Raw genomic sequence first — 24145 nt, forward strand, 5'->3', positions numbered from 1 at the left:
TTGGATTAAAATTTCAAATTAATTTGTTTTAATACTAAAAAGTTGCACGCTATTTGTAGTTATATAAAAAATATGAAGAAATTATGCTAATTTTAGCGAGTAGCCATAATGGGTAAATAGGTGATTTGAGCGCTGTGCTTAATGCATATATTAGGTATGATAGAGCAATAATTTATCTGGGGAAGATACAGTGAAAAAAATAATATGGCTTGGCTTATTCCTTTGCAGCCTAAATCTTAACGCAGCAAATACCAGCGCGCATGACCCAGGTATTATTAACAAACAAAGAATAGAGTATTGGTTAAATAAACGCGCTGATACCCAACAAACCACTAACAAGCCAACGGTTGAAAGCTACTTAGCGAATACTGCACGGCTTAACCCTTTGCAGTTAAAACCTGTTTCTACCATGAAAGCCCGCTTAACCGCTAAGCAAGCCAATAAGCAGCTGCAATATGCAAGTGCGGCTAGCCCTAGCATCGCGCTAAATGAGGTTAAAGTACTGGCTATTTTAATTGATTTTCCTGATTTAAAGCACGATGACAATCAACTAGTTGATGATGATACCGATATGTATTACGAAAATTATACAAAGGAGCATTACCAACAATTGCTTTTTAATGAAGGTGGCTTTGTTGGTCCTAATAATGAAACGCTTAGCAGCGTATACGATTATTATTACGACGCATCAGGCGCTAGCTTAACTTTTAGCGGGCAAGTATATGGGTGGGTTAGGGCAGATAGTAATGCAAAAACCTATGGTGAGCGCGTAGGTAACACACGCGATATAAATGCCCCCGCACTGATAAAAGAAGCAGTCGAAAAAGCCACTGCACAATTTGATATTGATTTAACGCAATATGATTTAACAGATTTAGATGATATTGACGGCGATGGCATTATCAACGAGCCAAACGGCATTATCGACCATGTTATGGTTTTTCATTCCAGTATTGGTGAAGAATCCGGTGGAGGCTATTTAGGCGTTGATGCAATTTGGTCTCACCGCTACTACGTATTTGATGAAAACAGTGAACCTGTCAGTATTGCGGGTAGTAGCGTTAAGTTATCGGGTTATACGATAAACCCAATAGATGCCAGCATAGGTGTCGTTGCGCATGAATTTGGTCACGACTTAGGTTTAGCAGATGAGTACGACTTACAGTCAAATACTGTGGGTGAGCCTGTATCGTCTTGGTCAATAATGTCTACTGGTAGCTGGGCTGGTGGGCCTCGGGGCTCAAAGCCCGTTATGTTTAGTGCACAAGGGCTTGAGTATTTACAAAACAGATACCAAGGCAATTGGGTGAACCAGCTTAATTTAACCATGGAGGAAGTGAACAGCCAGCCTCAGCAATCACTTGTTTATACTAGCTCACTTTCTCAGCAACAAAGCCAAATTAAAGTGACACTTGCGCAGCAGCTAGAAAAATTTAAAACCCCGGTTGAAGGTGATTTTCAATTTTACTCTGGTACAGGTAACAACCTAACACACACGCTCTCACAAACCGTGACCTTACCTGAGGCGGCTACACCACTGACACTTAGCTTTTTAGCTTACTACAGTATTGAGCGCGATTATGACCTTGTACAAGTAAAGGTAAATCAAACTCCTTTAGCTGGTAATTATACAATCGAGACAAATCCTTATTATGGCGATATAGGCCCGTATATAACTGGTGATTCGTTTTTACATGCAGATGCGCAGCAACCTAATGGTTTTTTAATGCATGAGTTTGATTTAACACAATATGCAGGACAAACCATTACACTAAGTATTGAGTATATTACCGATACAAACACACAGTATTATGGTTTTGTAGCCGATGATTTAAAAATAACAAACAACAATACTGTGATTTGGCAAAATAACGCAGAGCAGCCAAGTATTAACTTAGCGTTAAATGGTTTTAGCCGCGTGAGTAGTTATATTTATGCTAAACCAGCCCACTACTATTTACAGCTACGTGCGCACAGAGGTGTGGATGCCGGCTTACAAGCAGAGCAATATTCACCGGGAGTTTTATTGTGGTATAGCAATAGTGCATTTGATAACAACAACACAACTGATCACCCTGGGGGTGGTTTTAATTTAGTGGTTGATGCGGATCAAAAGCCAATTTATCGCGGTACAAGTAGCACCACACTTGCAGATACACCTATACAAGTACGTGATGCTGCATTTAGTTTATATCAGCAAAGTGCAGGTTTAGGCGATCAAGACTTGGCTGCCATTAGTGAGTTTAATGATCATTTTGATTACAGCTTTACGCAGCAGGCTGAATCAGGTGTGGTGCTTACTCCCCAAGGGTTTAACTTTGAAATAGTCAGCCAACACCCTGAAAGTGAAACAGCAGAGCTTTTGCTTAGCTATGATGCGCTACAACAAATAACCACAACAGTAAACGAGGCAACCGTTAGCTTTAATGTAGCCGGTTTAAAGTTAACCCCAACAGATACATTTTTATGGGACTTTGGTGATGGGCAATCGAGTACTGAGCTAAGTCCTACACATACCTATGCCGATTACGGCACCTATAGCGTTACCTTTTCGGCAATGGGTGAAACGACTACGCAAACACAAACTAAACAAATTACCATCACAAAGCCGCTAGAAATTGAAAATTTAACGTATCAGTTAAACGGTGCGACTTTATCTGCTCAAGCAATCGTAACTGGCGGAGAAGCTCCTTACAACATGAGTTGGCTTATAGATGGTGAACCCGTATCGCAAACTGAAAACCTAGATTACCAATTTAGCTACTCTGGAGATTACACCCTCGCGTTAATAGTAACTGATACGCAAGGGATAAGTGTTAGCCAACAACATGCTTTGAGTGTTAATGCACCGCTGCAATTAAGTACACGCCATACGGCAAATAACTTAGCGGTACAATTTAATAGCTCACCATTAGGTGGATCTGGTAATTATACATATAGCTGGGATTATGGCGATAGCAGCCCACTAGGTACAACGCAAAACCCAAGTCATAATTACCAAGGTGCAGGTAGTTATTCAGTAAAACTTGTGCTCACAGACAGTCAAACCAATGAAGTTATAAGTAGTGAGCTAACAGTCTCGGTACAAGAAGCGCAAAGTGAATCGTCATCAAGTGGTGGGGCAATAGGTTATTTAATTGTGCTATTAGTGATAAGTGGATTTTACCGGCGTACCAGCAATAAAGTTTAATGATTTTGTGAAGTAATACCAATCGAATTAAATGTCTAATAACTTAACACCAGTGGTATAAATATGATGCTCGCTGCATTAAAAACTCTATTTAAAATAAATAGCGTAGTTATGCCAAGTGATGTTATCAGCAAAGGTTAAAATACAAAAAAGCCAGCAATATGCTGGCTTTTAGGCTTAAAACAAGATTAACCTTGTTAAATTATAAACGGTCGATTACTGATTGAGTGAAATCAGTTGTACCGTGGCTGCCGCCTAAATCACGTGTTGTGCGATCGCCAGATTTAATTACATCAGCTACAGCGCTACGAATACGCTCAGCCGTGTCGCCCATATCTAAGTGCTCAAGCATTTGGATAGACGCTAAAATTACTGAAGTAGGGTTTGCTAGGTTTTTGCCAGCAATATCTGGTGCACTACCGTGAACGGCTTCAAAAATAGCAGCATCTTCACCAATGTTTGCACCTGGTGCCATACCTAAACCGCCAACTAAACCAGCACAAAGATCAGATAAAATGTCGCCAAATAAGTTAGTTGTTACTACAACGTCAAACTCTTCTGGTGTCATTACTAGCTTCATACATGTTGCGTCAACAATCATTTCAGTTGATTCAATTTGCGGGTAACGCTCAGCAACTTCACGTGCAACTTTTAAAAATAAGCCAGAGGTAGATTTTAAGATATTTGCTTTGTGTACTGCGGTTACTTTTTTACGGCCTTCACGTACTGCTAACTCGTAGGCAAAAGTGATGATTTTCTCAGCGCCTTCGCGAGTAATTATAGATTTAGCTTCTGCTTCGTTACCGTCTTCGCTTACTACTTGGCCTACACCTGAGTACATACCTTGGGTATTTTCACGAATAGTAATGATATCGATATCATCGTAACGTGCTTTAGTACCAACAAATGATTTAACAGGGCGTACGTTTGCGTATAAACCAAACTGCTTACGTAATGTTACGTTAATAGACGTAAAACCTTCACCTACCGGAGTCGTTAGTGGACCTTTAAGAGTGATTTTGTTTTTAGCGATTGTATCAATTGTTTCTTGAGGAAGTAGCTCGCCAGTTTTTTCTAGTGCAGCAAGGCCTGCATCAACAAATTCATAATCAAAATCGCAACCTGCGGCTTTTAATATTTCAAGTGCTGAGTCGATAATGCTCGGACCGATGCCGTCGCCTTTGATCACTGTGATGGTTTGTTTGGCCATTGACTTTTCCTTTAAAAGAATAAAAAACGCACATAAATTATTACTAATAATAGTAACTGCTTGTTAGGTCATTTATGTGACGTATGTGGATATATTTTGAGGGCGCATTTATACCAACTTATCGCCCATTTTGCCAGTTTATACTATAAATACAGGGTATAACCTGTGCTTATAGTCAGCATAAGTGACTTAAATGCTGTTATATAGCGATAAGCCTTGCAGTTGCGCAAAAAAATCATCCTCAGATTTAAAGCCTTGTGCTTTTAGCTGCGCATTTAAAGTTTGTTTTTGCCAAGGCGTTAAAGGCAGAGCGGGTTTAAAAATAGTTTGCGCCACGACCTTTAAACTAATCCATAATTTGTGCTGCTCGTTTAGCTCTTTTTTAGGTTGTTGTTCAGCATCGAGTAGGGGCTTGGTCCATGGATTATCACTCAGTAGTTGTGTTAATTCTGTATTTAAATGTTCATTATTAATCGCTTCCACCCCAAAAAAGGCAGCTAATGGGGCACTATAAGTTTGGTTAGGCACGCTACTTATGGTTACTTTTGCACAGAGCTGTGCACTGCAATGGGTTAATAAATAATGTACGTAACCATAGATGGGCAAGGCTATATGTTCGAATTGCTGTTTTGGGTTATTACTTACCATTAAAGCTAAAATACTAATAAAGCTATTAAGTTTATTCAGTACGATGTGTTTGTGCGGATGATGTGATGTATCCACTAATTGCTCAAATATAACCCGCTGAATAATCGCCGGTGCATTATCGTAGCCGACCATCGACAAGCTATGGCGTAAGTCTTTGGCGGCTTGGTGCTGATTGTTATAGGGCCTGACGGCTTGGCAGAGCTTCTGTGTTATTTCACTAAAAGGGGCTAGTAACTTATCTAAGCCTTTAAAACTATATTCATGCGCTACTTTTATATGACTCACTAACGCTATTAATTCGGCCTTTGAACTTATCTGCGCCGGGGCTTTACGTACCAGGTGCTCATTGTTCCAGGCTAAAAATAATACCCGTTTATCAGTACATAGCCATTGCATTGGTTGATCTTTAAGTGAGGTTTTAACCTTGTACCACGCCAGTTTTTTCTCATTATTGGCATTAATAAGTATATGCTTATTAGCCTCATCACTTGCTAGGTAAACCATTGCTTGGTCGCTGTAAACAATTTTACTGCCTGGCAGGTGTGGGCCTATATGCGCTATTAAATCCTTAATTAACCTTTGCGCAAATGGGTTAGCTGTTTTGACATACAACTCACCCAAAGCTTTGTAAAAATTTAATGGGTTCTTTTTCGATGTATAGGTGATGTTCATCGCGATAATATTACTTAATGCACACAAGGTTATGGCATTGTCATATAGCATTATGTCGCTAGTACTGAGTAAAGCTTGCTTATACTTATTTAGTTTAGCCAACATACGCACGCTATTTTGGGTAGGGTGCTGTGCACTGACCAACACTTTTGCTGCTAGCTGATGGCGAAAACGCCATATTTTTTTATCGCTGAGTGTAAGCATTTGCTGCTGCGCAATTTTATTATGTTGCGCTACAACGCAGCAATGCTCTACTAATGCAACACCAATATAAAGCTCGGTTAGTTCATCATCAAACTGTTGGCTAGCGCACAGTGCGGTGCTAATAACACACTGGTTAATAACGAGGTTTGTAGCAAAGTCGTATTGGCTTGTGTACAAGCTTAAACGCGCTTGTAAAGCGTGTGGGTGTTGCTGATACAAAACGCGATAGTGCTGGGCTGTTTGTACAACAAGCGGATAAAGATGTTGCCACTGCGTTTTGTCACTATAAATTGTTAGTATTTGATGTGTGTTATGCAGTAACCGCACTAACTGTTTTGAAATAGGCTCATCCATTGGCCATCACCTGATCTTTTCCTGATAAGTTGTATAGGCGCTGGGGCCCCATAAAAATAACTCACCATTTTTAAATAATAAGCCGGTGCATTCATCCATCGTGGTTATGCCATCTGAAGTTTGGTGCTGAGTACGGTAAAAAACAATCTGCCATACTTGGTCTTTATTACGTTTGGCATAGGTTAAATCGGGGCTTCCTAAATAATCGAGTACACTGTTTAAAGTAACCGCCTCATCAATAGACAGCTTTCTTATGTAGCGCTCGTTAAAGGCCTCACGGTCTTGCCAAATCATTGCTTGCGGGTCATCTTTATAAAAGGTGATCACTAAAGTCGCAATGAGTGCATACAAGCCTAACCCTAATATTAAGTATCTTATAAACTTTTTAATCATTTTTAACTCACACTCGCAACAATAAAGTGAGTATATATTGTGCGCTTAAACAGTGCTATCAACATGCGACTAATGCAACCTTAACTGCTTTAAACTAAAACCTAGCTGTATATCTGTACGCAAAGTGACTAATTGTTTAGAAATAACATACATGTCTTTTTGCTCAACTAGCTTTTTTTGAATACTGCTTGATAGGGCATCATCTTCTATGGCGCTATCTATGCTTTCGTAGGTATTTACAATAAGCTGAGCCGATTTAGTCCCTATGCCTTTAACGCCGGGTACATCGTTAGTTTTATCGCCCGCTAAGGCCCAAAAATCAATAAGTTTACTTTGCTCAATACCAAAGCGCTGCTCAATGCTGTCGCAATCTAGGTAGCTCTTTTTAAAATAATCGTACACACAAATATAGTCGTTCAAAAAAGGTAAAAAACCCTTATCGGTAGAAACAATGGTACTGTTTATCTTATTTTTTGCAGCTTTGTCGGCTAAGGTGGCTATGATATCGTCGGCTTCATCGTTGAGCGGTTCAAATACAACGATACCCGTTTGCTCTATAGCTTCTTTAAAGTAGTGCAGCGCATTTTTAAGCGTGTCGGGCATGGGGGCCCTAGAGTGTTTATATTGCTTATAAAAGTGGTAGCGCCAGCTTTTGTCGCCATCAAAGACAGCTATAGCGTGAGTGGCATTTGTTGACTGTAAAAGCTTTTTGCAAGCATGTGCTACGCGCGCGCAACTGGCCTTTAGCATCTGCTCTTCACTATGGTGTGTTTGGTTAGCGTCAACTGCGTAAATGCGCCTAATTAAATTAAGCGCATCAATTAAAAGTAAATGGGGTTTCAAATAGTCAAACTCATGCTTTTATTTCATAACAAGGGATATACTTACTACCGGGTAACTTCATACGACCTTGGTCTACAAATGCTTGTAATAGTTTATCCATATCTTTCATTAAATCAGGCTCACCACTTAACACATAGGGTCCATGTGCTTTTATAGCGCGTAAGCCTTCATCTTTAACATTGCCAGCAACAATTCCTGAAAACGCTCTACGTAGGTTAGCCGCTAATTGCTGCTTGGGCTGTTCTAGGTGCAAATCTAAACTTGCCATGTTTTCGTGCGTAGGTGCAAAAGGTTGCTGAAAATCGTTATCGATTTTAAGTGTCCAGTTAAAGTAGTAGGCATCGCCTTGGCTTTTACGATAATTACGTACATTTGCCATAGCTGATTTTAATTTTTGCCCTACTAGAGCTGGATCATCAATGATTACTTCAAACTTATCAAGGGCTTCTTTGCCTAATGTCAGCTCTACAAACTTACATAACTCGCTAAAGTACGCTTCGCTTTCTTTAGGGCCGGTTAAAATAACAGGCAAACACTGTTTTTCGTTATCCGGGTGCAGCAAAATACCTAATAAATAAAGTAATTCTTCTGCAGTACCTGCACCACCTGGGAATATAATAATTGCATGCGCCGTTCTAATAAATGCTTCAAGGCGCTTTTCAATGTCGGGTAAAATCACCAGCTCATTTACAATAGGGTTTGGTGGCTCTGCGGCAATTATACTAGGCTCGGTTAAACCAAGATAACGGTTTTCGCTAATTCGTTGTTTAGCATGGCCAATAGTGGCACCTTTCATCGGGCCTTTCATTGCCCCCGGGCCGCAGCCAGTGCATATATTTAAACCACGTAAGCCAAGCTCGTAACCTACTTGTTTAGTGTATTTATATTCTATTTCGTTAATTGAATGTCCACCCCAACACACAATCATATTTGGTTCGCTGTTAACACGCAGCGCGCCGGCGTTTCTAAGCATATCAAATACCATGTGGGTAATGGCTTTTTGTTCTTTAAGATCTTTTTCGTATTTTTGGCAAATAAATAAAATATCGCGGATCACCGAAAAAATATGCTCGTGAATACCGGTAATTATTTCGCCATCAACAAAGGCGGTTTCGGGAGGGTTTTCTAATTCAATTTTAATGCCGCGCTCGCGACTGACTAAACGAATATCAAAGTCTTGGTATTTGTCGTAAATTTCATTACTTGCGTCTGTGTGGCTGCCTACGTTAAGGACGGCTAAGGCACAGTTTCTAAAAAGTCGATAACGTTCACTGGCTGAAGATTGCTCTAATAAATCAACTTCCAATTGTGACAGTAAATCTAAAACCCCAGTCGGGTTTAACTGTATTAACATCGGCATTCTCCTTGCTGCTTAAATTGTAAAAACTGCATGTCATCTACTTTAGCACTCAAACTAATTGAGAATTATGACATTATTTACTCATACAAAGGCGATCCCGACCCGTTTTCTTTGCTTCATAGAGGGCGTCATCTGCTCTGTCGAATGCTTTGAGCGGTGTATCGCCTTTTTTAAATTGTGTAGCGCCTAACGAAATGGTGATTTCTATTTCTTTTTCTCTAAATTTAAAAGGAATATTTTTAATCACTTTTCTAAGTTTTTCAAGCGGCTGCGCTGCGTTTAACAACGAAAGCCCAGGCATTAGTAATACAAACTCTTCTCCGCCGTAGCGGGCTATAAAATCAGACTGCCTTACTGATTTTTGCAGCGCCTTTGCAATAACTTGTAAGGTTATATCGCCTGCAGTATGACCAAATCTATCATTAATTGACTTAAAGTGATCCACATCAATAACCACTAGGGTAACATCCGAGGCTTGGACATTAAATAAGTGAAGCTCGTGATTGTAACGTTCATCAAAAGCCGCTCTGTTAGGAAGTTTTGTAAGGCTGTCGAGTAAACTTTTAAAGCGTTGCTCGTTTAGGCGTTTTTTATATTTGGTTAGTTTGCCTTCTAAGCTGCCGATTCGCTCGTTAATTTCATCAAAGCTGGCAATCAGCGTTTCGCGGTCTTTTCTTTCTAGCTGCTCTTTAGCAATAAAGTCTTGGCTGAGTGATTTTAGCTCGTTATCAACTAATTCTTTTAAAGAGGAAATAGACGTAGCAGATTGGGTTTGCTCGTTTAAATGCTTTATTTTTCCTTCAATACGTTTATTTAGTGTATCGAACTCTTCCCCCATTGATTTAGAGTGCTGGCTGGTAGATACAATTGATGAGTGCAACTCTTCTAATGTTTGGTTAAGCGAGACTAAAAAGCTTTGTGCCGATTGGCGCTCTTTACTGATATTTTTGACCACGACGCTTATTATATTTAAAGCAGCTTGCAGCAGGGCTTCTACATTATCGTTTTCGGTAATTGCATTTTTTATTTGTTTAATTTGTTCAGTCGATTCATCCTCTAACACCAGCTCATTAGCAAGCTCTAACAGCTTTTTAGCCATACGAGGAGAAGCATTGGTACTTGTTTCATCCGTGGTTGAAAGCTTGCTATGCAAAGCATGGTGATAAAAGTTAATAAGCTGATTTAATATCGGGATGTAGTCGTGCGTAGACTGTACATTATTAATTTCGTGGTCGAGTAAATGTCTTAAGGTGCGGCGGGTATCATCTGGTAAGCCTTTGGTTTTTTGTAAAAGCTTACCGGCTGTTTGTACGCTCGAAAACAGCTCTCGCTGATGGGCTGTTTGTAACGCCTCTTGGTTTTGCAGTAACAATAAAATGTCATCTATTAAAGGGGATAATATTTCAAACCCGACACCTTTATTTAGCGAACTTCTAAATTTGGCGAGTTTATTATCAAGCTCAATATCAAGCCCTTTACAGCTTAAAGACAGTTTTGCAGTTAGATTTGATAAAGTATCAACTTGGAGCTTACGCGCATTTTCAATGGCTATCCTTGCTTCAATTGCTTGCTTTAACTTTTTATCTACAGCGTTAGAGTTTTCAGACACCTAAGCATACCGCCATCGTATTAATTACATTACCTTCAGTTTACAACAAAATCATATTAAGTGTAGTTATCTAATTAAAAACTTAGCATTTTTACTTAGACCCTGCATGTAAACTGAGCTATTAGGTTGTTTGTCGTTTTTAATTCACTTTTAATTTATGCCTTGTTAGGCTTATTTCAAATAATAAGTAACCTTGAGTCATTATGAAAAAGCGTTTAGTCCTGTCAATGTTAGCGGCCTGTTTTGCAGCCCCCGCGTTAGCCGATGTAAATTATTCTTTAAGTATTACACAGCCACAACATCATTTAGGTAATGTAAGTGTAGAGTTTCCAAAGTCGGCGCAATCGCATATCGATGTTAAATTGCCTGCATGGCGCACTGGTCGCTACGAAATATTAAATTTAGCCAATGGGGTACGTTACTTTGCGGCCACAGACGACAATGGCAATGCATTAAAATGGGAAAAAATTAATCACAGCACATGGCGAGTGCATTTAGCTGAGCCAACACACGTGAATATTGATTACCAAGTATATGCAAACGAGTTAGGTAAACGTGCACGCCACATAGACGATAGCCATGCGTTTATTGATGCATCTGGCTTTTTTATGTTTAGTGAATCGTTTCGCCAAGAACCAGTTACCGTAGATTTAAAGGTGCCAAAAGCGTGGCGCTCTGTATCAGGCATGGAAAATGCGAGTAATAAACACAGTTTTAAAGCCGCAGATTACGATGTACTGGTAGACTCACCAATAGAAACAGGAATTAACAAACTTCATAAATTTGAAGTAGATGGCCGCCAATACGAGTTAGTTATATGGGGCGAAGGCAACTACGATGAGCAACTAATGCTTACTGATTTAAAAAAATTAGTGACCACAGGTAATGTTATTTGGGATAGCTACCCGTATGAGCGTTATGTATTTATGGTGCATGCTACATCGGGTGCTGGCGGGGCAACTGAGCATTTAAACTCAACCATTATACAGCGCCCACGGAATCGTTTTGGTAGCCGCGAAGACTACTTAGGCTTTATAAGTACCGCCGCGCATGAATTTATTCATACTTGGAATGTAAAAGCTTACCGCCCTAAAGGGCTGGCGCCTTATGATTACACCAACATGAACTACTCAAATTTATTATGGATTTCGGAAGGTTCTACTAGCTACTTTGAAGATCATCTATTAGTGCGCTCAGGCATAGAAACCACCGATGAGTTTTTTAAAGTGATGAGTAAAACGATTAATCGCCACTTACAAACACCAGGTCGAGAAGTACAAAGTGCCAGCGAAACAAGCTTTGATAAATGGATAAACCAAGGCGGCGACCACGCGCGTAATTACAGCACCAATATTTACTTAGAAGGCTCATTGCTTTCTATGTTGCTCGATATACATTTATTAGAAACAACCCAGGCAAAAGTTAATTACCGCCAAGTACACAATGCTTTATACAACAAGCACACGTTACCACAAGGGTTTACTGAGCAAGATGTACTGGCAATATTAAAAGACCTAACAGGTGAAGACTACACAACGTGGTGGCACGATAACGTGAGCACCCCAGCTAATATAGATTTTGATGCTTTATTAGGTAAAGTTGGCTTAAAGCTTACTCGCCCTGAGAGCGCTAAGCCATTAGCAAGCATTGATGCCACTGCAAAAAATAGCGGCGAGTTATTAACACTTACCCACGTTCGCAGAGGCGGAGCAGCATGGCAAGCGGGCCTCACAACAGACGATAAAATTGTGGCGGTTAACAAGCAGCATGTTGGAAAAGATTTAAAATCGAGCTTAGAAGTATTTAAAGCGGGTGAAAAAGTCACTATCGATTTTATTCGTCGCGATGCACTTCAATCGACAACCCTCATTTTATCGCAAGATTATGATAAACCTAAAAAGGTGGTTGCTGATAAAAATGCAACTTTATCTCAACGGGCCTTATTTAAAGCATGGGTGGGGGTAGAGCACCCCATTAATGTGCAAGCTGATTAACATAATAGCGTTCTATTAAAGGAGCTTTGGCTCCTTTTTTTATATCTTATGCAAAGGTATATCACTTAAAAACCAACCTAAAAGTGCTAATTTTAAGAGTACGTCCTATTATTGTGTTAATAACGACTCTAGGTTGCGTATAAATGAAGTCATTAAAAACCACTCAAATCCTCTCACATCAATTTGTGCTTAACGATCCGCTGCATCAGTTATTTGATGCGATACACAGTATTTCTGTGCAAGGATACGATGAGCAGCGCCGCGTTATTTATTGGAATAAAGGCAGTGAGCTGCTTTATGGCTATACAAAGGAATACGCAACCGGAAAAAAACTAGAAGATTTAATTATTCCGCCCCCAATGCAAGATGCGGTTATAGATGCTCATCGTGAGTGGCTCATAAACGATATCGAAATACCCGCGGCTGAGCTTACATTACAGCATCAAAATGGCAGCAATGTTACTGTGTTTTCAAGCCATGTTATGTTTACAAATCAGCATGGGGTAAAACAGATGTACTGCATCGACATAGACTTGAGCGATGTAAAACAAGCACAAGCGCAAGCTATGGATAAACAGCAGATGCTCGAAAAAGTATTTGAAGCCATTCCTGATTTGTACTTTTTACTCAAACCGGATGGCACCATAGTTGATTACCATGCAAATGATTTGAGCAACTTACATTTACAGCCTGAGCAATTTTTAAATAAATCGATGTTTAGCGTATTGCCCTATACTGTAGCCAAAATGTTTAAAGACAATATTCAAGAGCTGTTAATTCACAAAGGTAATGTATGCTTTGAATACGAACTTTTAGTACCCAAAGGCGTGTTGTATTTCGAAGCGCGAGTGAGTTATTTACATCATTCAGACCAAGTCATGCTGATAATTCGCGACATAACAGATCAGCATGAGTCAAACAAACTTATACGTAAACAAGCCTATTACGATAGCTTAACGCTACTTCCTAATCGTTTTTATTCTTTAAAACGACTTACTCAGCTGATTAGCACTGCGAGCGAAAAAAATACTTTAGCCGCTGTTATTTTTATCGACTTAGATGACTTTAAAAAAGTAAACGACACACTCGGGCATGAAATTGGCGATTCATTACTTATCAGCGCCGCTAATAAACTGAGCCAAATAGTTAATGAAAACGCGACCGTAGGCAGGTTGGGGGGCGATGAATTCATTATTTTACAACCAGAGCTACAAAGTAAAAAACAGCTAGATGCGATTGTTACACGCTTACTTAAAAGCTTTAGAACCCCCTTTGAAATAGATGGCCGCGAATTGTTATTAACGTTAAGTATTGGCGTGGCTTTGTACCCTGATAATGGGGTAACAGCCTCTGATTTATTACGCCATGCAGACACAGCAATGTACCAAGCAAAAGCGCTTGGCAGAAACACCTACGCCTGCTTTACCAGCGAAATGAATACCGCTATAAAAAGGCGGTTAGCAATAGAAGAGCAGATGCATGTTGCTCTTGAAAAAAATGAATTTGAATTGTATTTCCAACCTAAATGCGATGCTAAAACACTTAAAATAATTGGGGCTGAGGCGCTATTACGCTGGAACAATAGTGTGCTTGGTAAGGTTATGCCCGATGAATTTATTCCGTTAGCAGAGCAAACAGGTTTAATTATTCCTATTGGAAAGTTTGTTTTTGAGCAGGCATTAGCATTTTTAACGCAGTGGCAGGCAAGCTCTCAACAAAACTACAGCATGGCAATTAATTTATCGCCAAGCCAATTTAGAGATTCAGAGCTGCTAAGTTTTATAGCAAGCACGTTAGAAAAAACCGGAGTAAGTGCTAAAAATGTCGAGCTTGAAATAACTGAAGGTGTGTTAATGAGCGTACAAACCAATATTACAGAGTCATTGTATGCACTTAATAAGCTCGGTATTAAACTATCCATGGATGACTTTGGCACAGGCTACTCATCGCTTAGCTATTTAAGGCAATATCCGTTTGAGGTATTAAAAATAGATCGCAGCTTTATTTGTGGTATTACCGAAAACCAAGAAGACTACAGCTTAGTTAAAGCCACAATTGCAATGTCGCATAGCTTAGGCTTAAGTGTGGTAGCTGAAGGCGTAGAAACATCAGCACAACAAAAATTACTAGCCGAGCTAAATTGCGATTTGATTCAAGGTTACTATTTTAGTAAACCGCTGCCTGCGGTACAGTTACTTGATTTTAAAGCGTTATAAGTACATTTATTATAAGTGTTAACCTAAAACCCATTGAGCTTTAAATAGCGTAAATTGAGGCGCCCACCGCATTTAGTATTTAAACCCTTTAGCCAAATAACGCTACGCATTAATATGATAGGCTTTACTGCTACTGCTTTGGTAATTTAGATAAAACAAAACCTACGTAGTTAAATAAAACACCCACTAGATTGAGTAAAACTCATCCCGCAAACTTTAATACCCCTGACACTCATAATTCATTAATTTAATTCATGTGCATTTTATAAGCTAATGATGCTAGGTTTAATCATCACAATATTGAAGGAAATAATTATGAAACTAGAGTCATTAGCACTGCACCATGGTTACGAGTCTGAAGAAACCACTAAATCAGCAGCAGTGCCTATTTATAATACCTCATCTTACACGTTTGATAATACGCAGCATGGCGCTGATTTATTCGACTTAAAAGTACCAGGCAATATTTATACTCGTATTATGAACCCAACCAATGCGGTGCTTGAACAGCGTATTGCTGCAATGGAAGGGGGCATTGGTGCGCTAGCGGTAGCCTCGGGCATGGCAGCTATTACCTATGCTATTCAATGCTTGTGTGAAGTAGGCACTAATATTGTGAGCACCAGCCAAGTATATGGCGGTACATATAACTTATTTGCCCATACGTTACCGCGCCAAGGTATTGAAGCTCGCATGATTAAAGCTGATGATTTTAGCGCCTTTGAAGACGCGATTGATGATAATACCCGCGCAGTATTTTGTGAGTCCATTGGTAACCCCGCAGGTAATATTGTCGATATTGAGCGTTTAGCCAATATTGCTCATAGTAAAGGGGTGCCACTTATTGTTGATAATACTGTGGCTACCCCGTATTTATGCCGCCCATTTGAGCTAGGTGCCGATATAGTGGTTCATTCACTGACAAAGTATATAAACGGACACGGTACAGCTATTGGCGGTATGATTGTTGATTCAGGTAAATTTGATTGGAAAGCCAATGCCACACGCTTTGCAATGATGAATGAGCCCGATCCGTCTTATCACAATGTGGTCTATACCGATGCCTTTGCAGAAGCAGCCTTTATTGGTCGTTGTAGAGTAGTGCCACTTAGAAATACCGGTGCAGCACTTGCGCCCAAAAACGCATCTGACATTTTAATTGGCCTAGAAACCTTAGGTTTACGAATGGATCGTCACTGCGAAAACGCGCAGCAACTGGCTGAATACTTAGAAAATCACCCTAAAGTACTTTGGGTTAACTACGCTGGTTTAACATCAAGCCCATATAATGCAATGAGCCAAAAAATCACCAGTGGTAAAGCCTCAGGCATTTTAAGCTTTGGTATCGCGGGCGGCCTTGAAGCAGGCACGCGCTTTATTGATGCGCTTAATATGATCTTGCGTTTAGTTAATATTGGCGATGCTAAATCGCTGGCTTGTCACCCAGCGTCAACTACACACCGCCAATTAAATGATGAAGAGCTTGCAAACGCAGGTGTGAGCCGTGATTTAATTCGCCTATCAGTCGGTATTGAAAACATTGCCGATATTATTGCCGATGTAAGCCAAGCGCTCGACAAAGCATAGTTATAAAATTAAGAACCTTGCGTGAGTAAAGAAGGTGCTTTTGTAGCGCCTTTTTTATTAGGTTTAATTTGCTTGGTTTGTTTTATAAATGCATTTGTATAAAGTTTATTTAAAACGCCGCTGTGTAATTGTTGAAACTTACGTTTAAAAAAAGCTTTTTTAACCTTGGTTTTAGTAGCGCAGCTTGCAATATCGCTCTGTATGTCTGTATTTTGCGAAACAGGGTATGGCATAAGCGAAAAACCATTTACGTGGGTTTCCCAAATATGCTGTAAGTCGCAATCTACAGGGCGGCCAAATTGAGCTGTGGCTTTAAGTAATTGCTTAGCCCCTTCATAGCTTATTGCCGTAGCACAACAGCCGGTCATTAGCTTTTTATGTATGACTAATTGCTGGTGGTTATTTAGGTTTTGCTGATAGGCAATAGGGCGAGTGCGGTTTTCATAAGCGGCGAGTTTAATAAGCTGCCAGGGCTGCTGTAGCTGCTCAATATTTTTTATCGCATTATGAATGCTCTCATCAATATAAAAGTCATCCTCGAGCACAATCGCGTAATCTAGTTTTTCATCAACTATTTTTTGCCATGCTTTACGGTGGCTTAAATAGCAGCCGATTTGGCCATTGCTTAGCGGATAGTGATACTGCTGTTTATTCAATTGCGGGCTGTAATGTAGGAACTTTTGTTGTGTACTTAATTGTGCGCCATCTACGGCATCAATTCGTTCAAATGACAAGTTAACACGTGCCAGTTGCGTTTGAGTATTTGCGAGTCGCTGCGCGGAGCGCGCTAAGTTTATTACAAATAATGCTGCCATGATGTTCACCCCCTACCGTTTTTAGCAATATTAAAGGGGGGCTGTTACACGCAAGTGGCAAATTTATGGCTTTTTTAAGTCAGCTCGCGGCTGCGCTAAAATGGCGTTTTTTTCTTCTTGGCTGAGGATGATCCAATCAAATATTTCTTCATTAGTTCGCCCGCAGCCAGTGCAATAACCGCTGCGGCGCTCACATATGCCTAAACAGTCTGTTTTTAACTTAGTGTTCGAGTGTGTGGGTTTTTGCATTTAATTTCCTAGCGGTGGAGCAATTTCAAAACGGGTAATATAGCGCGTTCTGCTTTGAGAGGTAAATAAGGTGATAACTGGATGAGATTCATCCAAAACAAAGTTACTACTGATTGAAGTTGCTGACTCTTTCGTATTTTCGTACCAGCCTTGTGACGCTAAGCATTGACGTATTTTATCCACTGTTTGTATATGTAGATTTGTGGCATCGGCTTGTTTGTTTTCACTCGTGCATTGATAACTAAACTGTTTATTATGTTGAGTAATGGTGCAGGTATTGGCTATAAAATGAGTATTAGCATGCCACTGGTTTATAAAATCATTACCCACTTTATTTGCTTTTACTGCATTAAAGCTATTAGTGTGCGCATTAAGCAATGTGTTTAGTGGGCTACATGTGTTTTGCGTTTTTACTATTTTAGGCGCAGGGGCTTTTTGGCTTACACAGCCTGTTAGTACCAATAAGGATAAGGCTGTGATAATTGATTTATTCATAAGCAACGCTAAAAGAATTTGATAAGCTGCACCATACGCAACCTATGTAAAAAAATAAATACCATAACGTAAAAAGGCCCATAAAATACGGGCCTGTAAATGCGCTAAAACAAAGCAGCTGTATTATTTATGGCGACCTTGCAGGCATTTTACAACGTCTTCAAGGGCTAAGCCTTGGCGTTGTAGTAATACAGTAAGGTGGTAAATTAAATCAGCAGATTCGTTAGTAAGCTCATCGTTATCGTGTTTCATTGCAGCAAGCGCTACTTCTACGCCTTCTTCACCTACTTTTTGACAGCTACGGCTTAAGTCTTTAGCAAACAATGAAGCTGTGTAGCTTTTTGATGGGTCGTCGTTTTTACGCTCAACAATCACATCTTCTAATTGCGCTAAAAAGCTTAGGCTAGGTTTTGCGTCATCACCAAAGCAGCTTTGTGTGCCTAAGTGACATGTTGGGCCTTCTGGGTTAGCCAGTACTAAAATTGAGTCGTAGTCACAATCGGTATGCACCGATACTACGTTTAAGTAGTTTTCTGATGACTCACCTTTGGTCCATAAACGTGACTTTGAACGCGAGTAAAAGGTTACTTTGTTACTTTCAAGCGTTACCTTTAGTGCTTCGCTGTTCATGAAGCCTTGCATTAAAATAACACCAGAGCGAGCATCTTGAACAATCGCAGGGATCATTTCGCTTTTAGCAAAATCTACTTGAGTTTGGTTTTGTTGTGTTACTTGCATAGTCTTGCTGCCACTTGGTTATCAGTTAAAAATTGTTTTAATTCGCCAATGTTAATCACATTTTTGTGAAAAACGCTTGCTGCTAATGCGCCATCGACTTCGCTTTGTTTAAATACATCAACAAAGTCTTGCATACTGCCTGCACCGCCTGATGCGATTAAAGGAATATTACACAATGCGCGCATTTTACTTAGCTGCTCATTGTCGTAACCGTTACGTACGCCATCTTGGTTCATACAGTTTAAAACAATTTCGCCTGCGCCTAAGTCTTGTACGCGTTTAACCCATTCTTCGGTTTTATAACGTGTACGGCTTGATGCATTAGGATCGCCGGTTAATTGATACACTAAGTATTCGCCGGTAACTTCATCGTAAAAGCTATCAATACCTACAACAACACATTGCTTACCAAATTCATCGTGTAGCTCTTTTATAAGCTCAGGGCGGGCAATAGCAGGGCTGTTAATACTTATTTTGTCAGCGCCACGCTCTAGTACACGTGCTGCATCGGCTACCGATTTAATACCGCCAGCCACACAAAATGGAATATCAATATGGCGGGCAATGCTCTCTACCCAATTTACATCAAGTAGGCGTTTTTCAACACTTGCGCTGATTTCGTAAAAAACCAGTTCATCGGCGCCGGCATCGCTGTAGGCTTTTGCCATTGTTAAAATATCGCCCACTATTTCGTGACCTTTAAATTTAACGCCTTTTACTACTTGGCCGTCTTTTACATCTAAACACGGGATTATGCGTTTTGATAACATGCCAACGCCTCCTCAACACTAAATGCGCCATCAAGTAGTGACTTACCTAAAATAACGCCACCTACGCCCAGCTCTTTAAGCTTTTTAATGTCATCAAGTGAGCTTACGCCACCCGAAGCTTGCACTTTAATGCTGCTGTTATGGCGACTTAAATCTTCGTAAAGCTCAAACGATGGGCCCGTCATGGTGCCATCTTTACTGATGTCCGTGCATAAAAAATCAATAACACCCAAGCTTACATAAAAATCTACAAGCTCAAGTAAACCAAACTCAGATTCACTTAACCAACCATGGGTTGCAGGAGCCCAGCCCGTGGCTGTTTTATTTACATCAAGGGCAATAACAAAGTGCTCGGCGCCAAATTGTTCAATCCAGGCTTTTACTTGCTCGCGCTTTTCTACCGCCATAGAACCAATAACAACTTGGTTAGCACCGGCTTTTAGCCAATCGCTTACATCTTGCTCTGAGCGAATACCGCCGCCCACTTGATACGGTACGTTAAGCGCTTTCGTTGCAGCTTGGATATGTTGCCACTGTTTTTTACTTGGATCGCGTGCGCCTTCTAAATCTACAAGGTGCAATTTACCTGCGCCGCTGTCGGCGTATTCTTTTAAACGTGCGCCAAGCTCAAAAGGGTAAAACTGAGCGGTGTCGTACTTACCTTGGTATAAACGAACAATTTGATTTTGTAATACGTCTAATGCTGGAATAATCACAAATAATCTCTTTATTGTTGGTTAATGGGCCGTTTATAACTGCCAATCAACAAAGTTTTGTAATAAACGTGTGCCTACTTTTGCACTGCGCTCTGGGTGAAATTGCATGCCAGCGTAGTTGTCTTTTGCAACTATGGCTGAAAAGGTTTGGCCGTATTCGCCGCTTACAAGTGTTGCATCGTTTACGGTGTGCGCAAAGCTATGTACAAAGTACACTTGCTCGTCTTGTGTTAACCCTTTAGTAAGTGCATGCTCTTTATTTACGCTTAAGTTATTCCAACCCATATGCGGCGATGTTAAATTGCCAACATCAAGGGCTTTTACTTGGCCTGGTATTTTACCTAAGCATTGTACGTTACCTTCTTCGGTGCTTTCGCACAGTAACTGCATACCTAAGCAAATTCCCATAAGTGGGCGCTGGTATTCGTTTATAGCTTGTTGCCAGCCGTTATCTACAAGGCGTTTCATGGCAACTGATGCATGGCCAACGCCTGGTAATATAGCGCGCTCAAAGCCGGCTAATTGCTCTGGCGAGGTAATGACCGTTGGCGTTTGACCTAAGCGTTCAAAGGCAAAACGAACTGAATTTATATTGGCACACCCGGTATTAATTATGGCAATCATAAACATCCCTTAGAGCTGGCTGTTTGTTGGGTCGTGTCTTGTGCTACAGCCATACGAAGGGCACGTGAAAACGCTTTAAATAAGCCTTCTACTTGGTGATGACAGTTACCGTCGCTCACCGATAAAATAAGGCTAATAGCGGCATTATCGCTTAAGCTTTTGAAAAAGTGCTCAACCATTTGTACGTCTAAATCGCCGGCTTTTTCGCGGCTAAAGTTAGCGTTTAATACAAACGAAGCGCGGCCCGATAAATCGATTTGTGCTTCAGCTTTACACTCATCCATTGGCAGCGCAAAACCATAGCGCGCTATTTGCGATTTAGTACCCAGCGCTTGTTTAAGCGCAACACCAAGAGCAATACCAATGTCTTCAACAAGGTGGTGCTCATCTATGTGTAAATCGCCTTTCGCTTTAATATTTAGACCAATGTTGGCGTGGGTGCGAATTTGATCAAGCATATGATCAAAAAAGCCAAGGCCGGTTTCAATGCTACCGTTTTTAGTTTGATCTAGGTTTATGGCTACATCAATTTGGGTTTCTTTGGTGTTACGCGTAACACGGCCTTCACGGTTGGCAGTTGTAAGCTTTGTAACAATGGCAGGCCAGCTGCCATCATACAAAATGCCTTCACAACATAAGTTTTGAGCAAGACCAATATCGGTTTGGCGATCGCCAATTACATATGAACGTGCTAAATCAACTTTGCCAGAGCGCATAAGTTCAGTTAATAAACCTGTTTTAGGTTTACGGCAATCACAGTTTTGCTCGTCAAAGTGTGGACAAATCAATACCTCGTCAAAGCTAATGCCTTGGCTTTGCAGTATGTCCATCATTTTATCTTGAGCTATATCAAAGTCAGCAGTCGGGAAGCTGTCTGTGCCTAAGCCATCTTGGTTAGATACCATTACTAAGCGGTATCCTGCGGCTTGTAATTGTAATAAAGCCGGGATAACACCAGGTAAAAACGCTAATTTCTCTAGGCTGTCTACCTGTTTGTCGGTGATTGGCTCTTCAATTATGGTGCCGTCACGGTCAATAAATAAATAGGGGTTACTCATGATACTTCTTGTCCTGATAAAAGAGGTGAGGTTGCTGGCTTATCAAGGCCATCTAACCAAATTTTTACTTGCTTAAGTTCTTGCTCATTACCAATGGAGATACGTAGCCAATCGTCTTCACCGTATAGGGTAAACGCGCGCATCACTAAACCTTGTTCAAGTGCTACTTTAAAGTAGTTTTTGTCGGCTAATTTTAAGGTAACAAAGTTACCTTCACCAGTGAGAATTTTTAATGCAGCTGGGGATGCGTTTAACCACTGTACAAGTTTAGCTTTTAAACTATTTAAAATAGTCACTTGTCGGCGCATTGATGTTATTGCATCAGGCGCTATGGCTTGTGCTGCAATACTTGCTACCACACCCGATACCGGATACGGCGCAATCACTTTACGAATAGGGGCAAGTACACTTTCTTGTGCAAGTGTAAAACCGGTTCTTAGCCCTGCAAGCGCAAACGCTTTAGATAAAGTGCGCAGTACCACTACATTACTATATTCGTTAATCAGCGCTGTAGCACTTTGCTCAGGGCAAAACTCAATGTAGGCTTCATCAACAATAACTAAAGCTTTATCGGCAAGCGCTGTTGCAATTGCTTTTACTTTTTCAAGGGGGGTTATGCTACCGGTTGGGTTATTTGGATTACAAATAAACACCAATTTTGAGCTGCCCACTGCCTCAACTATTTCATCAACACTGCCATCAAGTAATAACGCTTGGGTTAAGCCATTGATTGCAACGTTGTGCGTATCAGCGGTTACTTTGTACATACCGTAGGTTGGCAAAAATAACGCGATACTGTCTTTTGCAGGTTCGCAGTAGGTACGTACTAAAAGCTCAATGCCTTCATCGGCGCCGCGCGTCATTAATACGTTTTCGCTTTCAAGCTCTGTATACGCAGCATAGCGGTCAATAACCAATTGCGGCTGTGGATCTGGGTAGCGATTTAAATCTTCAATACTCAGTTCAATATTTTTAGCGTACGGGCTTTCATTGGCATTTAACCACGTTGACCCTGTTAGCTTTTCACTTTTAGCAGAGCTATAGGCAGCAAGTGCTGCAATATTTTGTGGTAATAAGCTAGTCGCTTGTGCGCTCTTATTGCTCATTTTTAATTGCCTCTAAACGAATTGAAACCGCATTTGCGTGTGCATCAAGGCCTTCTGCATCTGCTAGTGGCAAAATAGCTTTTGACAGCTGTGTTAGGCCACTTTTACTTATAGTTTGTACTGTGTAAGTGCGGAAAAAATCAAGCAAGTTTAAGCTTGAATAGGTTGCACTGTAACCGTAGGTAGGTAACACGTGGTTAGTACCCGATGCGTAATCGCCCGCTGATTCTGGCGTGTAGTCGCCAACAAATACCGAGCCTGCATTTTTTACTTTATCTAAGTAAGGTGTTGAATCTGCTAATTGCAAAATTAAGTGCTCAGGGCCATATTGCGCTGATACGTCAAATGCTTGCTCAACAGAGTCGACTAAAATAAGTGATGAATTAGCCAAAGCTTGCTCGGCTGTATCTTTGCGGCTTAATTTAGCAAGCTGGCGTGTAAGTGCCTGCTGCGTTTGCTCAATGATACTTTCGCTGTTACACAATAAAATTACTTGCGAGTCTGCGCCGTGCTCAGCTTGCGAGAGTAAATCTGCGGCTATAAATTCTGGATTTGCACGCTCATCTGCAATCACTAATACTTCAGAGGGGCCTGCAGGCATATCGATTGCCATACCAGGAATTGTTTGCGCAACAAGCTGTTTGGCCATCGTTACAAAGCTATTACCTGGGCCAAAAATTTTGTTCACTTTAGGCACTGATTCGGTGCCGTAGGCCATTGCGGCTATAGCACCTGCGCCACCACTTTCAATTAAAGTTGTAATGCCACATAACTTAGCTGCATATAATATCGCAGGGTTAATGCTTTCATCACCTTGTACAGGGGTTGCAAGTACGACGGTTTTAGCACCACTTAATTGTGCAAGTACACCTTGCATAATAACCGATGATGGCAGTGGAGCACTGCCACCTGGTACATAAATACCCACAGCTTCGATGGCCTGATATTTCAGTTCACATTCAACGCCAGGTTGGGTTGATAACTTAATATCTTTAGGCAATTGCGCTTCGTGAAAACGTTTAACGTTTGCATAAGCGGTGTCAATTGCGTATTTAAGCTCTGCGCTTAGTGCTTGCTCTGATGCGTTTATTTCATCAAGCGGTACACGTAAACGAGGGTTAGCTCTATTATCAAACTTTTTAGCCATATCAAGTAAGGCTTTATCGCCTTGCTCTTTCACATCGCTCATAATTGTTTGGCATATAGCTTCAACCTTTGCGCTGGCAGAAACCGCAGGGCGCATTAGCGCCGCTGCTTGTACTTGTGAAGATTCCTCATTCCAACGAAGCATGGT

At 40.7% G+C, this 24145-nt stretch carries 20 protein-coding genes; 4 read left to right on the plus strand and 16 right to left on the minus strand.

Going from position 1 to position 24145, the window contains the following annotated elements; genetic code table 11:
* The first annotated feature begins 190 nt into the window (after nucleotides 1-190).
* Nucleotides 191-3190, plus strand: coding sequence for an immune inhibitor A domain-containing protein (locus OIZ54_RS05075; RefSeq protein WP_264389896.1), 3000 nt, complete (start codon nucleotides 191-193; stop codon nucleotides 3188-3190).
* A 202-nt stretch (nucleotides 3191-3392) separates the two neighbouring features.
* On the opposite strand, the gene OIZ54_RS05080 is transcribed toward OIZ54_RS05075, so the two are convergent.
* The 6 genes from OIZ54_RS05080 to OIZ54_RS05105 all read right to left on the minus strand — a co-directional run bounded on the left by OIZ54_RS05080 (nucleotide 3393) and on the right by OIZ54_RS05105 (nucleotide 10483).
* Nucleotides 3393-4400, minus strand: a complete 1008-nt coding sequence (locus tag OIZ54_RS05080) for an isocitrate dehydrogenase (RefSeq protein ID WP_121638510.1) — start codon at nucleotides 4398-4400, stop codon at nucleotides 3393-3395.
* A gap of 189 nt (nucleotides 4401-4589) precedes the next feature.
* Nucleotides 4590-6278 (minus strand): hypothetical protein, encoded by a 1689-nt coding sequence (locus tag OIZ54_RS05085; protein WP_264389897.1) that lies wholly within the window; start codon nucleotides 6276-6278, stop codon nucleotides 4590-4592.
* 6 nt (nucleotides 6279-6284) lie between these two features.
* Nucleotides 6285-6671: a DUF3192 domain-containing protein gene (locus OIZ54_RS05090; RefSeq protein WP_004586398.1), complete on the minus strand. Its 387-nt coding sequence runs from the start codon at nucleotides 6669-6671 to the stop codon at nucleotides 6285-6287.
* Nucleotides 6672-6740: 69 nt separating this feature from the next.
* On the minus strand, nucleotides 6741-7514 hold the full coding sequence (xni, locus tag OIZ54_RS05095; protein WP_264389898.1) for a flap endonuclease Xni: 774 nt from the start codon (nucleotides 7512-7514) through the stop codon (nucleotides 6741-6743).
* Nucleotides 7515-7524: 10 nt separating this feature from the next.
* Entirely contained in the window at nucleotides 7525-8868 is a 1344-nt protein-coding gene (gene ppnN / locus OIZ54_RS05100; protein WP_004586396.1) for a nucleotide 5'-monophosphate nucleosidase PpnN, read from the minus strand.
* Nucleotides 8869-8947: 79 nt separating this feature from the next.
* Nucleotides 8948-10483: a GGDEF domain-containing protein gene (locus OIZ54_RS05105; protein ID WP_121638513.1), complete on the minus strand. Its 1536-nt coding sequence runs from the start codon at nucleotides 10481-10483 to the stop codon at nucleotides 8948-8950.
* 203 nt (nucleotides 10484-10686) lie between these two features.
* Here OIZ54_RS05105 and OIZ54_RS05110 point away from each other — a divergent pair, with 203 nt between their 5' ends.
* From OIZ54_RS05110 to OIZ54_RS05120, 3 genes are all read left to right on the plus strand, one after another.
* Nucleotides 10687-12477 carry a M61 family metallopeptidase gene (locus OIZ54_RS05110; RefSeq protein WP_264389899.1) on the plus strand — a complete coding sequence of 597 codons (1791 nt, stop codon included), beginning with the start codon at nucleotides 10687-10689 and terminating at the stop codon, nucleotides 12475-12477.
* A 143-nt stretch (nucleotides 12478-12620) separates the two neighbouring features.
* Nucleotides 12621-14693 (plus strand): bifunctional diguanylate cyclase/phosphodiesterase, encoded by a 2073-nt coding sequence (locus OIZ54_RS05115; protein WP_264389900.1) that lies wholly within the window; start codon nucleotides 12621-12623, stop codon nucleotides 14691-14693.
* A 315-nt stretch (nucleotides 14694-15008) separates the two neighbouring features.
* Nucleotides 15009-16280 carry an O-acetylhomoserine aminocarboxypropyltransferase/cysteine synthase family protein gene (locus tag OIZ54_RS05120; RefSeq protein WP_024031738.1) on the plus strand — a complete coding sequence of 424 codons (1272 nt, stop codon included), beginning with the start codon at nucleotides 15009-15011 and terminating at the stop codon, nucleotides 16278-16280.
* 8 nt (nucleotides 16281-16288) lie between these two features.
* Here the strand turns inward: OIZ54_RS05120 and OIZ54_RS05125 are convergent, their stop codons facing one another.
* The 10 genes from OIZ54_RS05125 to hisD form a co-directional block, all read right to left on the minus strand.
* A complete protein-coding gene (locus tag OIZ54_RS05125) occupies nucleotides 16289-17095 on the minus strand; it encodes a glycosyltransferase family 25 protein (protein WP_264389901.1) in 807 nt (268 codons plus the stop codon).
* Nucleotides 17096-17158: 63 nt separating this feature from the next.
* Complete coding sequence (locus tag OIZ54_RS05130; protein WP_024031736.1) at nucleotides 17159-17344, minus strand: DUF1289 domain-containing protein; 186 nt, start codon at nucleotides 17342-17344, stop codon at nucleotides 17159-17161.
* Nucleotides 17345-17839 carry a lipoprotein gene (locus OIZ54_RS05135; RefSeq protein ID WP_264389902.1) on the minus strand — a complete coding sequence of 165 codons (495 nt, stop codon included), beginning with the start codon at nucleotides 17837-17839 and terminating at the stop codon, nucleotides 17345-17347.
* Between the two features lie 123 nt (nucleotides 17840-17962).
* Nucleotides 17963-18577: a bifunctional phosphoribosyl-AMP cyclohydrolase/phosphoribosyl-ATP diphosphatase HisIE gene (gene hisIE, locus OIZ54_RS05140; RefSeq protein WP_054981937.1), complete on the minus strand. Its 615-nt coding sequence runs from the start codon at nucleotides 18575-18577 to the stop codon at nucleotides 17963-17965.
* The gene (gene hisF, locus OIZ54_RS05145; protein WP_006793443.1) at nucleotides 18568-19347 is read right to left on the minus strand and encodes an imidazole glycerol phosphate synthase subunit HisF; all 780 of its coding nucleotides are present in this window, start codon (nucleotides 19345-19347) and stop codon (nucleotides 18568-18570) included. Before hisF ends, hisIE begins: the two co-directional genes overlap by 10 nt.
* Nucleotides 19329-20063 carry a 1-(5-phosphoribosyl)-5-[(5-phosphoribosylamino)methylideneamino] imidazole-4-carboxamide isomerase gene (locus OIZ54_RS05150; RefSeq protein WP_055254146.1) on the minus strand — a complete coding sequence of 245 codons (735 nt, stop codon included), beginning with the start codon at nucleotides 20061-20063 and terminating at the stop codon, nucleotides 19329-19331. Before OIZ54_RS05150 ends, hisF begins: the two co-directional genes overlap by 19 nt.
* Before the next feature lie 33 nt (nucleotides 20064-20096).
* Nucleotides 20097-20687 (minus strand): imidazole glycerol phosphate synthase subunit HisH, encoded by a 591-nt coding sequence (gene hisH, locus OIZ54_RS05155; protein ID WP_004586382.1) that lies wholly within the window; start codon nucleotides 20685-20687, stop codon nucleotides 20097-20099.
* Nucleotides 20684-21745, minus strand: coding sequence for a bifunctional histidinol-phosphatase/imidazoleglycerol-phosphate dehydratase HisB (hisB, locus tag OIZ54_RS05160; protein ID WP_024031732.1), 1062 nt, complete (start codon nucleotides 21743-21745; stop codon nucleotides 20684-20686). Before hisB ends, hisH begins: the two co-directional genes overlap by 4 nt.
* Nucleotides 21742-22851 carry a histidinol-phosphate transaminase gene (hisC, locus tag OIZ54_RS05165; RefSeq protein WP_264389903.1) on the minus strand — a complete coding sequence of 370 codons (1110 nt, stop codon included), beginning with the start codon at nucleotides 22849-22851 and terminating at the stop codon, nucleotides 21742-21744. The genes hisB and hisC overlap by 4 nt, the downstream gene beginning before the upstream one ends.
* Entirely contained in the window at nucleotides 22841-24142 is a 1302-nt protein-coding gene (gene hisD, locus OIZ54_RS05170; protein ID WP_055019036.1) for a histidinol dehydrogenase, read from the minus strand. Before hisD ends, hisC begins: the two co-directional genes overlap by 11 nt.
* Between the last annotated feature and the right edge of the window lie 3 nt (nucleotides 24143-24145).

The sequence above is a fragment of the Pseudoalteromonas sp. A3 genome, from assembly GCF_025942345.1.
GTDB classification, from domain to species: domain Bacteria; phylum Pseudomonadota; class Gammaproteobacteria; order Enterobacterales; family Alteromonadaceae; genus Pseudoalteromonas; species Pseudoalteromonas atlantica.

What these genes read in the sequence shown, in the direction of transcription:
- OIZ54_RS05135 (WP_264389902.1), bottom strand. Translation starts at nt 17,839, where the DNA reads ATGAATAAATCAATTATCACAGCCTTATCCTTATTGGTACTAACAGGC.
- hisD (WP_055019036.1), bottom strand. Translation starts at nt 24,142, where the DNA reads ATGCTTCGTTGGAATGAGGAATCTTCACAAGTACAAGCAGCGGCGCTA.
- OIZ54_RS05130 (WP_024031736.1), bottom strand. Translation starts at nt 17,344, where the DNA reads ATGCAAAAACCCACACACTCGAACACTAAGTTAAAAACAGACTGTTTA.
- ppnN (WP_004586396.1), bottom strand. Translation starts at nt 8,868, where the DNA reads ATGTTAATACAGTTAAACCCGACTGGGGTTTTAGATTTACTGTCACAA.
- hisC (WP_264389903.1), bottom strand. Translation starts at nt 22,851, where the DNA reads ATGAGCAATAAGAGCGCACAAGCGACTAGCTTATTACCACAAAATATT.
- OIZ54_RS05125 (WP_264389901.1), bottom strand. Translation starts at nt 17,095, where the DNA reads ATGGCAGCATTATTTGTAATAAACTTAGCGCGCTCCGCGCAGCGACTC.
- OIZ54_RS05080 (WP_121638510.1), bottom strand. Translation starts at nt 4,400, where the DNA reads ATGGCCAAACAAACCATCACAGTGATCAAAGGCGACGGCATCGGTCCG.
- OIZ54_RS05115 (WP_264389900.1), top strand. Translation starts at nt 12,621, where the DNA reads ATGAAGTCATTAAAAACCACTCAAATCCTCTCACATCAATTTGTGCTT.
- hisB (WP_024031732.1), bottom strand. Translation starts at nt 21,745, where the DNA reads ATGAGTAACCCCTATTTATTTATTGACCGTGACGGCACCATAATTGAA.
- OIZ54_RS05090 (WP_004586398.1), bottom strand. Translation starts at nt 6,671, where the DNA reads ATGATTAAAAAGTTTATAAGATACTTAATATTAGGGTTAGGCTTGTAT.
- OIZ54_RS05085 (WP_264389897.1), bottom strand. Translation starts at nt 6,278, where the DNA reads ATGGATGAGCCTATTTCAAAACAGTTAGTGCGGTTACTGCATAACACA.
- OIZ54_RS05110 (WP_264389899.1), top strand. Translation starts at nt 10,687, where the DNA reads ATGAAAAAGCGTTTAGTCCTGTCAATGTTAGCGGCCTGTTTTGCAGCC.
- hisH (WP_004586382.1), bottom strand. Translation starts at nt 20,687, where the DNA reads ATGATTGCCATAATTAATACCGGGTGTGCCAATATAAATTCAGTTCGT.
- hisF (WP_006793443.1), bottom strand. Translation starts at nt 19,347, where the DNA reads ATGTTATCAAAACGCATAATCCCGTGTTTAGATGTAAAAGACGGCCAA.
- hisIE (WP_054981937.1), bottom strand. Translation starts at nt 18,577, where the DNA reads ATGCAAGTAACACAACAAAACCAAACTCAAGTAGATTTTGCTAAAAGC.
- OIZ54_RS05120 (WP_024031738.1), top strand. Translation starts at nt 15,009, where the DNA reads ATGAAACTAGAGTCATTAGCACTGCACCATGGTTACGAGTCTGAAGAA.